Annotated in this window: 11 protein-coding genes and 1 tRNA gene; 5 read left to right on the top strand and 7 right to left on the bottom strand. The window is 42.7% G+C overall.

Annotated features, from left to right (window positions below; genetic code table 11):
• Nucleotides 1-70: 70 nt before the first annotated feature.
• Nucleotides 71-2,128, top strand: a complete 2,058-nt coding sequence (locus tag P4S60_RS13420) for a TonB-dependent receptor (RefSeq protein WP_337116268.1) — start codon at nt 71-73, stop codon at nt 2,126-2,128.
• Between the two features lie 96 nt (nt 2,129-2,224).
• Nucleotides 2,225-3,409, top strand: a complete 1,185-nt coding sequence (locus P4S60_RS13425; protein WP_337116269.1) for an MFS transporter — start codon at nt 2,225-2,227, stop codon at nt 3,407-3,409.
• A 14-nt stretch (nt 3,410-3,423) separates the two neighbouring features.
• Here P4S60_RS13425 and P4S60_RS13430 read toward each other — a convergent pair whose 3' ends face one another.
• From P4S60_RS13430 to P4S60_RS13450, 5 genes are all read right to left on the bottom strand, one after another.
• A complete protein-coding gene (locus P4S60_RS13430) occupies nt 3,424-3,834 on the bottom strand; it encodes a GFA family protein (RefSeq protein ID WP_337116271.1) in 411 nt (136 codons plus the stop codon).
• A gap of 1 nt (nt 3,835) precedes the next feature.
• A complete protein-coding gene (locus P4S60_RS13435; RefSeq protein ID WP_337116272.1) occupies nt 3,836-4,849 on the bottom strand; it encodes a fatty acid desaturase in 1,014 nt (337 codons plus the stop codon).
• Between the two features lie 46 nt (nt 4,850-4,895).
• A complete protein-coding gene (locus tag P4S60_RS13440) occupies nt 4,896-7,067 on the bottom strand; it encodes a putative bifunctional diguanylate cyclase/phosphodiesterase (RefSeq protein WP_337116273.1) in 2,172 nt (723 codons plus the stop codon).
• Nucleotides 7,068-7,586: 519 nt separating this feature from the next.
• Nucleotides 7,587-7,671: transfer RNA gene (locus P4S60_RS13445), tRNA-Leu, on the bottom strand.
• 177 nt (nt 7,672-7,848) lie between these two features.
• Nucleotides 7,849-9,501, bottom strand: a complete 1,653-nt coding sequence (locus P4S60_RS13450; RefSeq protein ID WP_337116274.1) for an acyl-CoA dehydrogenase family protein — start codon at nt 9,499-9,501, stop codon at nt 7,849-7,851.
• A gap of 140 nt (nt 9,502-9,641) precedes the next feature.
• On the opposite strand from P4S60_RS13450, the gene P4S60_RS13455 reads away from it, so the two are divergent.
• Nucleotides 9,642-10,142: an RDD family protein gene (locus P4S60_RS13455; RefSeq protein ID WP_337116275.1), complete on the top strand. Its 501-nt coding sequence runs from the start codon at nt 9,642-9,644 to the stop codon at nt 10,140-10,142.
• A 73-nt stretch (nt 10,143-10,215) separates the two neighbouring features.
• On the opposite strand, the gene lptG is transcribed toward P4S60_RS13455, so the two are convergent.
• Together lptG and lptF are read right to left on the bottom strand one after the other, a co-directional pair.
• Nucleotides 10,216-11,283 (bottom strand): LPS export ABC transporter permease LptG, encoded by a 1,068-nt coding sequence (gene lptG, locus P4S60_RS13460; protein WP_337116276.1) that lies wholly within the window; start codon nt 11,281-11,283, stop codon nt 10,216-10,218.
• Entirely contained in the window at nt 11,280-12,392 is a 1,113-nt protein-coding gene (lptF, locus tag P4S60_RS13465) for an LPS export ABC transporter permease LptF (RefSeq protein ID WP_119853968.1), read from the bottom strand. Before lptF ends, lptG begins: the two co-directional genes overlap by 4 nt.
• A gap of 322 nt (nt 12,393-12,714) precedes the next feature.
• Here lptF and pepA point away from each other — a divergent pair, with 322 nt between their 5' ends.
• A complete protein-coding gene (pepA, locus tag P4S60_RS13470) occupies nt 12,715-14,229 on the top strand; it encodes a leucyl aminopeptidase (protein WP_337116277.1) in 1,515 nt (504 codons plus the stop codon).
• A gap of 126 nt (nt 14,230-14,355) precedes the next feature.
• On the top strand, nt 14,356-14,802 hold the full coding sequence (locus P4S60_RS13475; RefSeq protein ID WP_337116278.1) for a DNA polymerase III subunit chi: 447 nt from the start codon (nt 14,356-14,358) through the stop codon (nt 14,800-14,802).
• The last annotated feature ends 18 nt before the right edge of the window (nt 14,803-14,820 follow it).

The raw sequence follows: 14,820 nt of genomic DNA on the forward strand, positions 1-14,820 counted from the left end.
GCGAAAGCTTTTACCCATCCTAAAAAGCAGATACCCTTTGGTTTTTGTTGTACCTAACCAAAGGGTTTTCATGAAGTTGTCGATACTCTCAGTGCTTGTGAGCACCTCATTATTTAACTATCAAGCTTTCGCTAATAATGAGCTAGAACATATTACAACGACCGCATCACGCGACGAAGTGTTGGCAGATCCATTGCCTGTTGTCGTCAGCAGTATTTCACAAAAGCAACTGGCTCTTATCGCTCCAACTCACATTGAACAAGCCCTAAAGCAAGTGGCCGGTGCGAATCTTCAACATGGTAACGGACAAGAGTATTTACCCGCTTTACGTTCACCTGTACTTTCTGGCGCAGGTGCCTGCGGCGGCTTACTCACTGCCGAAGACGGTATTCCACTTCGCGCAGCCGGTTTTTGCAACATCAATGAATTATTCGAAGCCCACACTGAAATGGCTGAACGCATCGAAGTACTGAAAGGTCCGGGCTCTGCACTTTATGGTTCAAACGCAGTGCATGGTGTGATCAACGTAATCACCCCAGATACAACCTACGACCATAACCAACTTGGTTTTGATTACGGCTCGTTTGGCTACACCCGCTACAAACTAGGTACGGGGCGTGACTTTGGCCAACAAGGTTTAGGCATTAATGCCACGATCACCCGAGATACGGGTTATCGTGATGATGAAAGTGTTGACCAAGAAAAGCTCTCGCTACGTCACCGTTTTGATGGCAAAAAACTAAACGTAAGTACAGGCCTAACTTACACCCATTTAGATCAACAAACGGCTGGTTTTATTGAAGGCTTTGAAAGCTATAAAGATGAGCAAATAGCTCAGTCTAATTTTGACCCTGATGCATTTCGTAAAGCCCGCTCTTTGCGTGTTTGGTCAAAGCTAAATTGGACACAAGATGAGGCTAACAGCTTTACTTTAACGCCTTATATCCGCGACCAAGAAATGACCTTCTTTAAGCATTTTTTACCGGGTACTCCCCTTGAAGAAAATGCTCAGCAAGGTGTTGGCCTTCAATCAAGCTGGCAGCATACGTTGACCGGTTCTAGCCTGTTAACTGTTGGCTTTGATGGTGAGCTTACAGATGCTGACTTTTTACAATATCAGGATAGCCCAACTGAAGGCTCAGCGTTTTTAGTCGCCACCGTGCCTCAAGGGAAACATTATGATTATCAAGTAACAAGCACCCTATTAGCACCGTTTGTGAACCTTGATTGGCAACTTGATGAGTTACTCATCAGCCTTGGTGGTCGATACGAGCGTATGCGTTATGACTACGACAACCATATGTTGGCTGGCCGTACAAAAGAAGATGGCACAGCATGCGCAATGGGCGGATGTCGCTATTCTCGACCAGAAAGCGGTGTAAACCGCTTTACTAATTTTTCGCCTAAGCTAGGTTTAAGCTATCAATATGCTGATAACCAGTTTATCTACGCCAATGCTTCAGAAGGTTATCGAGCACCGCAAGCGGCTGAGCTTTATCAGTTACAACGCGAACAAAATGTCGCAGACCTGAAATCTGAAACAGCTAAAAACCTCGAGCTAGGTTTAAAAGGTCAACAAGCACAACTGCATTATGTAGTTAGCATTTATGCAATGAATAAAAAGAACACGATTTTCCGCGACAGTGATTTTTATTACGTCAACGATGGCCAAACTCAGCACCGTGGTGTTGAGCTAGAGTTAGCTTATGCCATTACGCCAAGCTTATCGATGCAGTTAGCCGCGAGTCACGCCAAGCATACATACAGTTATGACCAAGTACTCAGCACAGTTAATATCAATGGTAATCTCATTGATACTGCACCACGTAACATCGCTAACTTACAGCTACTATGGCAAGCAAACAACATAACGCGTGTTGGCCTTGAGCTACATACCACCAGCAGCTACTTTACAGATCCTGAAAACCAGCATAGCTACGAAGGTCATTCATTAGTAAATTTAAGAGCGGCGTGGCAGCTAGCAGCTAACTTTACTGTGACTGCGCGAATAAACAATTTAACCGACGAACGCTATGCTGAACGCGCTGACTACACCACATTTAGTGGCGACCGCTACTTTCCGGGTAGACCGCGCAACGCCATGTTATCAGCAAGTTATCAGTTTTAAGTAACCGCATTATTTGGTGAGCTATCTCATAGTTCACCCACGCTGCTTAGTGTTTTGGTATGATAAATGTACCTATTGCTATAGTTTCTAAACAGCGTGTCATCTTCTCAAAATCTAATTCGTAACCTTCTTTTAGTGCTGGGCATTTTTCTTATTGCAGCCAGTTTGCGAGCCCCTATCACTGGTATTGCTCCAGTACTTGAACAGATCATTGATCAATTTAAGTTAAATGCATCACAAGCAGGCATGTTGACGACTTTACCTTTAATCGCGTTTGCTATTGCCTCGCCTATGGCAGCAAGCCTTGCTAAAAAATGTGGCCTTGAAGTATCACTTTTCATTGCCCTTGTATTAATAGGCATAGGGGTTGTGTCTCGTGTTATTGATTCTGCCACCGTATTATTTATTGGCACTGCAGTGATTGGTGTCGGTATCGCGATTGGTAATGTGTTATTGCCAAGCCTGATAAAACGAGACTTTCCACACAAAGTGGCAGTAATGACGTCTAGTTATGTTTTGGCAATGGGCATATTTGGTGGCAGCTATTCAGCACTCATCATTCCGCTGGCTGAGTATAAAGAACTTGGTTGGCAATTGGCGCTTGCCAGTTATGCCTTATTGGTTGTGCTGGCTATTGTGGTGTGGTTACCACAACTTAAGCAACATACCATGCCAAAACAGGCATCCGTTTCAAACAGTACACAAAGCAAAATTTGGCACTCTACACTTGCTTGGCAAATCACCTTATTGCTCGGCTTTAACTCATTTTTCACTTATATCATGCTAGGTTGGCTACCCAGCATTTTAATAGAAGGCGGCCATAGTGCGCAGCATGCGGGTGCTTTGCAAGGCGCCTTTCAAGTTGCCTCTGCGCTGCCAGGAATTGTGCTTATTCCACTACTTGCCAAATTAAAAGATCAACGCATCTTAACGCTAAGCTTGGCATTACTTGGCGCGCTTTGTTCTGTTGGATTATTAGTTGCGCCTAGTTTTGCGATGCTTTGGTCAGTCACCTTAGGTTTTTGCTCAGGAGCCTGTTTCATCTTGGGCTTATCATTTGTAAGCCTGCGAACTCATGACTCAATGCAAGCCGCGGCGTTATCGGGTATGGCGCAATGTATCGGGTATTTATTGGCTGCAACAGGCCCTATTATTGCGGGCGCCTTACATAGTTATTTTAATAACTGGGCGGGAGCACTTTGGCTGTGTATTGCATCAAGCCTATTGTGTGCTTTATTTGGTTACTTAAGTGGCCGCAATATCACCATCGGCCAACAATAAATATGAAACCGCAGCTATTTAGGTGCGGTTTCAAAAGCATTCATATTATTAAGGTTATCGAGCCAAGGTTTATGTGAGCGATACCAAATATGCGCTTTAGGGATAAGTTCATCAGCTTGCTCTACGGCGCCAATACGTAAGCCATAAATACGTTCACCTGCACCTACAGAAGTCGCGTATAAGGCCGTTCCACAGTTACCACAAAACCCTTGCGCACGCTGATTACCACTCTCGGCAATTTTTATATATTCTTTTGGCTCTGCACCTGTAAAGGTAACCCCATCAGGCATAGACACCACAACAGTGCGAAATGGCGCACCCGAGATAATTTGACAGTCAGTACAGTGACAGTTAATCACTTTATTTTCATCCACTTCTGCGTGGTAAGTTACCTCACCACAATGACAACGACCGGTGACCTTCATATTAAATTCCTTGTTGAGATGATTGCCCTTTTACAGGGTAGTGATTGGCATGTTTTAAGCTTTGAAAATCATTAAAACGTACCCCATGCTGGGCCATAATAGGACGTATTTTTTTGCTGATCAATTGTCTAATATAAAAGGGCTGATTCGGCACAAAATGATGGATTGTGTGGGTGCGACCAAAATCAAAACAAAATAGCTGAAACGGTAAAAACCAACGGCTGGTGATCACATGCGTTTGCTCAAGTAAATTATTTACACCGCCATAATAATGCATTGACGATGTCACTAAGTTAAGAGAACTCGAACGAATAATATTAGGCACAATAAGTACCACCATTAAAAACTCTGCCATCGCCAATAACTCAGCTCCCCACGGCGGCAATGTAAATGGCTGTACAAACTGCACCGCGTAATAAGCAATTACCCCATAAAGAATCGCAAAATACGCGGTTGCAACCGGAAAGCCCGCATTAAACACGCTTAAAAACTTAAAACCGCTAATTTCTTTACTAAATCGCTTGGTGTTAACTAGCAAACCTAGCAGACCATCAGTAATGACCAAGGCTCTTAAAAATGGCGATTTAATGCCATTGCCCACTAATCGCTCTTCTAAATCTTGTGAGGTGCCGGATACTTTATGGTGATGTAGGTGAATCTTTCTGCGATACCAAGGGTTCACCGTATTCGGCCGCATAAGCCACACAGTTAACATCATAAAGTTATGTATAAAAGGACGATTACTAAAATACTGCTTATGGATAAGGTCATGCTCAAGCTCATGTGATATCGAGGTAATGAAAGCAGCCAGAATGATACACAGCCACGAGGGAATAATCGCTAAGTAATAAAGTGTTGCAGCACCGATTAGTGAGCACAACGACACCAGCAGAATAATCATCGCAAGTGTATTTTGCTGGTTGAGTATAGGGAAACGCGCTCTAAGCGATTGCTCTTCGGCTTTTATCGCTGTAACAATCGCCTTTATGTTTTGCTTTGCGGTTAATTCTGACATCACAAGCTTTGCTAACTGTTTGATATCTAAATCATACCGAAATTATCTATTGCTCTCGAGAAAATTGCGTTAAAAATGGTATTACATCATTTGCTGGCAATGGCTTTGAAAAGTAATAGCCTTGAATATAGTCACAACCGGCTTCAGTTAACACAGCTAATTGCTCGCGCTCTTCAACCCCTTCAGCAACGACTTTAATACCTAATACACGACTCATTTGAATAATCGATTTAACCAGCGCTTCGTCGCCTAAATCAACATGTACTTCATCAATAAATGACTTATCAAGTTTAAGTACATCAACCGGAAAACGACGCAAGTAGCTAAGAGACGAATAACCGGTACCAAAATCATCTAGCGAAATTAAACACCCAGCTTGCTTCAACTGCGTAAGCACGTCTAGGTGGTTAGTATTTTCTGGCGCTAAAACACTCTCGGTTAATTCAAATGAAATTTGCGATGGCTTAACCCCTTGGCTTTTAATGGTTTCAAGCCATGCATTACGCTCTGGATTAAATTCAGTAAACTCAAATAAAGAACGGTTTACGTTAAAAACAAAGTTTTCATATCCTTGTGCTTCTAACGCTTTTATTTGCTGACAGGTTTTAATCAACACAAGCTCACCGAGGGGAATAATCACCCGCGACTCTTCTGCAAGCGGAATAAACTCGGCAGGCGATACCCATTGTCCTTGATTGTTCCAACGCACTAAACTTTCGAATTTAGCGACCGTGTTATTTTCAATATCAATAATTGGTTGAAAATACACTTCAATATCGTTGTTCTTCACGGCTTGTGTAAGCTGCTCAACTAATAAGTTGTGCTTTTTAACCTTGTTATCCATCTCTTTGCAGAAAAACAGATATTCATCGCCTGTTTGTTTTGCATTCAAGGTGGCAAGCTCAGCTTGGCGAACTAAGCGACGGGCTATTTTTTCGATTTTTTCTTGTGAAGTCGCCGTTCCAGCTTGCTCAAATTGACTAATGCCCAGCGTAACTGAAACCTGCTGACTAATGCCACCTATAGAAACAGGCTCAACAAGTAACGCGGTAATTTGTTTGCAAACATGCTCTAGTTCACTGACATGCTGATAAGTTTGTAAGATAGCAAAACTATCACCATCGATACGTGAAAAAGCCGATTCTTTAAAGCTACCGTCGAGGCGTTCTGCAAGCTCACATAAAACCTTATCACCAAAGGTTAAGCCATAAACGGTGTTGATATCTTGAAACTTATCAACATCAAAGTAGATCACGGCTAGGTTAGTATTTGCATCGTCTTGGTACGACAAAGACGATATTAGCTTGCACAAATACTCTTTAAAGTAAAAACGGTTAGTTAAGCCGGTAAGTTGGTCGTGGTTTGCGTGAAAATAAATTTTCTGCTCGGCTTCTTTTTTCTCGGTGATATCTAAAATAAACGCCACATAGCAATCTTCACCATTATTTTGCATTTTGGTTATTGATAAAAACTGCGTGTACAACTTACCTTGTTTGGTTTTATTGGTGATTTCACCAGACCACTTTCCCTCAGTATTAATTTGATGCCACATTGCTTTATAAAAATGCGGATCATACTGATTTGAGCTTAAAATCTTTGGGTTTTGCCCTAAGACTTCAGCTAACGAATAGCCCGTCATTTTAGTAAATGCGGTATTTGCGTAAGTAATTTGCACATTGTGGTCGCAAATAAAAATCGCCTCGTGACTTTGCTCAATCAGTTGGTTTGAGAAATCTAATTTAGCAATAAAACGGTCTTTTTCGATTTCACGCTGGATAAGGCCAGTAAAGAGCGAAAAGAATGATTCAATCTGAAGTGCATCGCCTATTTCATGCTGAAATAGCGCGACAAGGATGGTATCGGTTTTGCCTGAAATACTTTGTAGTGGAACACCCACATAGGCTTCGATACCCATATCGACAAGTAGCTGATCATCTGGGAATAGCTGCTGAACTCCTGCGCTGTAACTAGAGATACTGCCACAACTGACATCATTACATGGCGTGCTACGAATATCGTAGCTGATATTTTCAATGATTTCGTCATGCGCAGCCAAAGCGATAGTCGTCGCATGTTGAGTTAACTCATCAACTTGAGCTAAAAAAACATGAGAAGCACCAAGCACTTCTGATAAAGACAGGCATATTGCATTATAAAAGTTCTCACTTTTAAGACTTGAAATACTTTCAACAATACGCTTTAAGTCGTATGTACCCACGCTAAGCTATCCTACTTCATTGTGCACTAAGTGATTGACTTCACTTATAGTTCAGACCACAAATTGTATTATAAGATGCATTCAAACACCATCGTACTCTAGTCTTAAATGGTTAATTTTCAAACAAATAAGCACACATTTTTCGTGGTTATTTGTAGACTAAGCATAGTTTGAACTTGACCGCTTATAAATAGAACAAAAGTTGCTTTAATAGAGCCTGAATTGGTACTTAGATTTGAGTTATAGGTTCTGGGTGCTAGGCGCTAGGCGCTAGGCGCTAGGCAAAATGTACCCGTAGGAATGGCTTTAGCCATGAATTATATTTTTCAGCATTGCTGGTTCGGCAGTAAACTACCTCCTACAATGCTTTTACGAATTAAATTGCTAAGGGTGGTTTCAAAACCCAACAACCGCACCGCTCGGCTAAAAACTGACAGCTGATAGCTGATGGCTGATATCTGATGGCTGAAAGCTTTTCAGGCATAAAAAAACCCTAACCAATTGGCTAGGGTTCAAAAGTGGTACCAGTAGGCGGACTTGAACCGCCACGCCCGAAGGCAACGGATTTTGAATCCGTCATGTCTACCAATTCCATCATACTGGCTTCATTTTTCTTTAACCTTCTAAACACGAGAAGATAAAGAAAAACCACTTTAGAGCAAGAAGCTTTTTTAACTGCTTTTGTCTCTATGCCAAGCATTATACAAAGAATGGGTAAGGCGGCAAGCGTTTTGTGCGGCGCCACTGCTCAACCGCACAATAATTAAACAAGTTGTTAACTTTAGAGTTTTGGCATCATTCGCGAAACAATCGCCTGACAATCGATATCATGACTAAGGCAGCCGTACTGACTAAACCCTGCGTCACTTAAACGACTTTTTACAAACGCATCGGCAATAAGTGGCTCGCCAAATTGTAATAGTGTTGCTGCTTGCCAAAGCAGTGCAAGCTTTTCAATTATACGCCGAGCATGCATTTCGAGGTTTGCAGTATCTGTCAGCATACCTTTAAGCTCATCGAGTTTTATTGCAAAATTAGGGTGCAAACTGCGCGCTTTTTCGAGCTCATTGATAAGCACCTTAAGTGATTCAGGTTCACGGCTGAACACGCGTAAAAGATCAAGGCATTGCACATTACCAGAGCCTTCCCAGATAGAGTTAACTGGTGCTTCTCTATAAAGTCGACTGGTAATGTTGTCTTGAACATAACCCACGCCACCAATACATTCCATAGCCTCATAAGTGTGCTGCACTGCCCGCTTACAGATCCAATATTTACCGATTGCTGTGGCACTGCGTACTAATGCCACTTCATTGCTATCATCTTGGTTATCAAGGGCATGAGCAATACGCATTGAAATGGCAAGTGCAGCTTCTGCCTCGATAGCTAAATCAGCCAATACATTGAGCATGAGTGGCTGTTGATGTAAGTTTTTACCAAATACACTGCGCCCAGCTGTATGCCATATTGCTTCTTTTACTGCTTGTAACATCAGCGAGCTTGAACCCAGCATGCAATCATAACGAGTTAAAGCGACCATTTGAATGATAGTGGCAATGCCTCGCCCCGGCTCACCGAGTAACCAGCCATGCGCGCCTCTAAATTCAATTTCAGAACTCGCATTTGATTGATTCCCTAATTTACTTTTTAAGCGCTGAATATACATGGCATTTTTCTCGCCAGTTTCGAGCCAACGCGGCACTAAAAAGCAAGATAATTGCTTTTCATCGGTATTAGCGAGGACTAAAAATGCGTCGCTCATAGGTGCTGAGCAAAACCATTTATGCCCAGTTAAAGCATATAATTGCCCTGCACCACTCTCATTGATGGCGTCTGCTTTGGTGGTGTTCGCCCGAACATCAGAGCCGCCTTGTTTTTCGGTCATCGCCATACCTATGGTGACACCTTTTTTCTCTGTCCAAGGCTTATTGTCTGAATCGTAATGATTTGCCAGTATTTTAGGTAGCCACATAGCCGCTACATTTTCTTGACTCGCAATGGCAGGCACACTAGCAAACGTCATGGTTAATGGGCAACCAGAGCCCGGATCAGCATGATTGTGTAGCACCGCCATTACCGCTCTTACAACATGGCTACCGGCTTTCTTTTGCTGCCAAGGCAATGCGCAGTGCCCTTGCTCTATAGCATGCTGCATTAGCTGATGGTAACTTGGATGATAATCAACTTGGTCTATACGTTCGCCAAAGCGGCTGTGAGTGGTTAATTCTGGTAAGTGTTTGTTTGCTAAAAACCCTGCTTGCAGTAATGCACCACCCACTTGCTCCCCAAACGCTGTTAAGTTCGCAGTTCCCCATTGCCCTGCAAAACAGTTTTGCCAATATTGAAGTACCATGTCGGCCTCATAGGCGTTGTAGTTTTCAAGTGGTTTGGGTTGATTAAATACTTGGTGAGTTTCGCTTTGAGAAACGGCCATAACTGTGTGCTCATTTTTATTATTTTCTCAACTATAGCAGGTCAGACCTGTTTGTCGACTTACTAAACAACCGCTAACTATTTCTTGTTTGCTCAGGACTTTGCTAAACTACTGCGCAATTTAATTGGATGAGATTGTTTATGTCAGCTGAGTTTCCACGTGCCGGTTTTTGGCGCCGCTTTGCCTCTTTAATTTACGATACCTTGGTTATCATTGCTTTTGCGATGCTGACAACCGTACTCTATTTATTAGCTGTTCAAGGGCTTATTTCTCTGGAGTTGCTAAGTATTGGTGACGCTGAAGATGTATCTGCTTTCATTCAAAATTCACCATTATTGTATGGCATCCGTAGTGCGTTATTGGTGATAGTGAGTATTAGTTTCTTTAGCTACTTCTGGGCTAAGAGCGGCCAAACAATTGGTATGCGTGCATGGCGTTTAAAGGTGCAAACCCTCGATGGTCAATTAATTAGCTGGCAACAAGGTGCACTTAGAGCCATTACTGCGCTATTAGGTTTAGGTAATTTAGTGGTGTTGGTCGATTTTAAAAATAAGCGCGCATTGCAAGATTACATCACAAAAACGGAAGTGATCACCCTCACCAAAGAAGAAAATAAACGTATTTATCGCTCACTTGATTAAGTAATTAAGCAACACATTAAGCACAAAAAAAGCATGGCTCAACCACGCTTTTTTTGTGCTTTTTAAACGACTATTAAACTCGTTTATTTAAGAGATAAGTCGCAAAACCAATAAACAACAGGCTTGGTAACACAGCACCAACCACAGCTGGAATTTGATAAACCATCACCACAGGACCGAAAATCTCATTGGTTAAGTGGAAAGTAATACCGGTTATTACACCCATTATAATACGTGCTCCCATCGTCACGGTGCGAAGTGGGCCGAATATAAACGATAAAGCAACCAGCAACATCACAGCCACAGACACCGGTTGCATTATTTTGCGCCAAAGCGCTAATTCATAGGTGCTAGTATCTTGCTCATTCTGTTTTAAGTAACTTAAATATGACCAAAGCCCAGTAAACGACAGTGCTTCCGGCTTAACCGACACCACCCCTAATTTCTCGGCGGTCAGTTGCGAGTCGTAAAACTCTTCTTTTTGCTGCTCTGTACTAATTTGCTCTGGCGTGATCATTACTTTGTTTACATCACGCAACAACCAACCATCTTTGCGGTTTACGGCTTCTTTTGCTTTCGTAATTTGAGTAAGTTGCAACGATTTATCAAAGTGATATATGTGAACACCGCGTAAAGTGCCCTGCTGATCGACATCTTCAATATTAATGAAGTTACTGCCATCTTTAGCCCAAACACCGCGCTTGGCATTAAAAATATCCCCACCATTAATTGCTTGGTTACGGATCTCTTTTGCCTTGAGCTGTGCTTCTGGGGCTCCCCATTCACCAAGCGCCATCATACAAATCGCCATAAACATCGCGGTTTTCATTACTGATGCAATAATTTGTAAACGTGACATACCCGCCGCTTGCATGACTACCAGCTCACTGTTTGATGCCAATGCACCTAAGCCTGTTAAGCCACCAATCAAGGCTGCCATTGGGAAGAAGATAACTAAATCACCCGGCATGCTATATACAGTGTAAATAAGCGCAGTAGCAATGTCATAACTACCACGGCCAACCGATTTTAACTGCTCAATAAACTTGATTAGGGTACTAATACCTACCAGTACCATTAAAGCAAAACCGGTGGTTTGAATTATGCTGCGACCTAAATACCAGTCGAGTGTTTTCATCATGCGTTTAACTCCCGCTTAGTCACAACTGCTTTTAACCATGCGCCGAGCGGACGACCTTTAATAATCAAGAATCCACCAATAAATAAGGCTGACAAATGGATCCACCATAAACCAATTGAAGGAGGAATTTTGCCATCTTCAACTGCAAATTTAGCGGCATTGAGTAATATGAAATACCCTAAATACAAGCTGATTGCAGGCACTAATTTAGCAAATTTGCCTTGGCGTGGATTTACCACACTTAAAGGGACTGCTAGTAATGTTAGTAATGGAATTGACAGCGGAATAGCAAGACGCCATTGCCACTGCGCAATGGCTTCAGAGGTTTTCATTTTGAATAAATCAAGCGTTGGAATAGCTTCTAACTTACGGCGCTGGTGTTCAATTTCTTGATCTTGAATTTGCACACTGTAACCATCGAACTCTGTTAAGTTTAACGCAGCAGACTCGCCATCTGTTTCGTAGCGCTTACCATCGTTAAGAACAAGTTGCTGTTCACCGTTTTCTTGCTCAATCACCACACCACGTTCTGCATACACCAAACGTGCTAAGTCACCTTTTTCACGATCGGGTAGCTGAGCAACAAATACCTTGTGTAGCTCTTTGCCACCATTTTCAATATTGTGAATAAAGACCACGGCTTTTTCGTTACCGGTTTCTTGGAAACGCCCGGCACGTAATGCCGATAAGCCAGCATCAGCTTTGGCTTGCTCTTTTAATTGATATTCTTGTTCACTGGCCCATGGCGCAATATAAAGTGTCAATGCCCCTGCTAAAACAGCCATCGCAGTGCTTGAAATAAGGGTTACCCGAACCACATACCATTCACTGACACCGCAAGCTCTGAATACGGTCATTTCGCTGTCGGCATAAATGCGACTGTACGCCAGAATAATCCCTAAGAAGATACTCAAAGGTAAGATAAGAGAAGCCAGCTGAGGAAGTTTTAGTGCAATCATCGAAAGCACAAGTTTAGCAGGAAGACCCCCTTCAGAGGCGTCTCCTAAAATAACAACAAACTTTTGAGACACAAAAATAGTCATCAAAGTTAAAAATACGGCGACCTGCGACTTGAGAACTTCAGTGGTCAAATAACGAAAAATTAGCAATGCTCGCCCCTGTTAAACATCGAGTTTCACTGGAATAGTAAGGAATTTTGAGTAAACTAGTTATTTTACTCACTTTATTATATGCCATCACAGTTAAATATCATACCTAGCAAGAACATATAATCTTGCATAAATGGTGCAGATGGCGTCTATTATGTGATATTGATAGTCACATTAAGATAAAGTTCAAAAACACATAAATAGAGTCATAGTTTATGTACTAAGATTAGTGCTATTAAACTTAAAAATGTAAGAAAGGACTCGAAAAAGAATTTCTTACCCTTATTAACTAAGGTTATATGACTCAATATCAGGAGTAACAATGGAATTTAGCGTAAAAAGTGGTAGTCCAGAAAAGCAACGTAGCGCATGTATTGTAGTAGGCGTTTATGAGCCACGTCGTTTATCCCCCATTGGTGAACAATTAGATAAGATCAGTGACGGTTATATTTCTAACTTGCTACGCCGCGGTGACCTTGAAGGTAAACCAGGCCAAGTACTGCTATTGCATCATGTGCCTAATGTGCTGAGCGAGCGTGTACTACTAGTAGGTTGTGGTAAAGAGCGTGAGCTTGATGACAAACAATATAAACAAATCATCTCCAAAACGATTAACACGCTAAACGAAACGGGTTCGATGGAAGCCGTATGCTTTTTAACTGAGCAGCACGTTAAAAGCCGCGACACCTATTGGAAAGTGCGTCAAGCAGTTGAAACAACTCAAGACTGCTTGTACACCTTCAACCAACTGAAAAGCAAAAAGAGCGACCCTCGCCGTCCACTGCGTAAAATTGTTTTCAACGTACCTACGCGACGCGAGTTAACCATTGGCGAAAGCGCAATTGAGCATGGCTTAGCAATCGTCGCGGGTAGCAAATTATGTAAAGACGTTGCCAACATGCCGCCAAATATCTGTAACCCGGCATATTTAGGTGAACAAGCTCAAGAGCTTGCTGAAAACTTTGAGAACGTTAGCGTTGAGATTATTGGCGAAGAAAAAATGGCAGAGCTGGGCATGAATTCATACCTGGCAGTTGGTCGTGGCAGCGCGAATGAATCGGTTATGTCGGTGATCAACTACCAAGGTGGCGACAAAGACCAAGCGCCAATCGTGTTAGTGGGTAAAGGCTTAACCTTTGACTCAGGTGGTATTTCAATTAAGCCTGGCGAAGCCATGGATGAAATGAAATACGACATGGGTGGTGCAGCGGGTGTTATTGGTACGATGCGCGCTTTAGTGCAAATGCAATTACCGATTAACGTTGTCGGTGTTTTAGCGGGTTGTGAGAACATGCCTGGCTCAAACGCTTATCGCCCTGGTGATATCTTAACCACTATGTCGGGTCAAACAGTTGAAGTGTTAAATACCGACGCTGAAGGCCGTTTAGTACTGTGTGATGCACTCACTTATGTTGAGCGCTTTGAACCAGATACTGTTGTCGACGTAGCAACACTGACTGGCGCATGTATTATCGCGCTGGGTTCGCATGCCACTGGTTTACTATCAAACCACAACCCGCTTGCCCATGACCTACTAAAAGCGTCTGAGCAAAGTGGCGACCGTGCTTGGCAACTACCACTGTGGGATGACTATCAAGAGCAACTTGAAAGCCCATTCGCAGATTTCACCAACTTAGGTGGCCGTGCTGCAGGTACGATTACAGCGGCATGCTTCTTATCTAAATTCACCAAAAAATATAACTGGGCGCATTTAGATATCGCAGGTACAGCATGGCGCGCTGGCGGTAAAAACAAAGGTGCAACGGGTCGTCCGGTCCCTATGTTGACTCAGTATTTACTAAACCGCGCGGGTGTAAGCGAAGCAAGTCACGATTAAGCCTTATTGCAAGCTTAAAACTAACCCTAAATAAGGCGCCAAATGGCGCCTTATTAATTGAAGCAATTCGCGTTCTATGTCAAAATCCCTGCTTTGATCTGTGTATCTGTGGGGACGAAAGTCACTATGAATATGAACGCACAATTTTACGTTCTAAAACAAGATGATAATGCCCTCCAATCGGCTGGCGCAGTTTTCGATCTTGCAGCTAAAATTGCTGCGGATCAGTATCGTCTAGGTCATCGCGTATTTATTTACGCCGATAACACCGACACGGCCCACACAATCGACGACATCATTTGGTCATTTGAACCAGATAGTTTTGTACCTCACAACTTACAAGGTGAAGGCCCTAAAGGTGGCGCACCGGTTGAAATTGGTATGACTCCGCCTGTCGGCAACAGAAAAATATTAATCAACTTAGCTGAACACCTACCGGATTTTATTCGCCGTTTTCAGCAGGTTTATGATTTCGTACCCGTTGAGCCAAATGCTAAACAAGCCGCCCGTGAGCGGTTTAAAAAGCTTCGCCAACTGGGCGCCCATATTGCAACGCAAGAAATTGACATTTAAGCATTTATTTAAGGTTCT

Origin of the sequence: Pseudoalteromonas sp. Hal040 (assembly GCF_037162425.1) — a bacterium.
In the GTDB taxonomy this organism is placed as follows: domain Bacteria; phylum Pseudomonadota; class Gammaproteobacteria; order Enterobacterales; family Alteromonadaceae; genus Pseudoalteromonas; species Pseudoalteromonas gelatinilytica.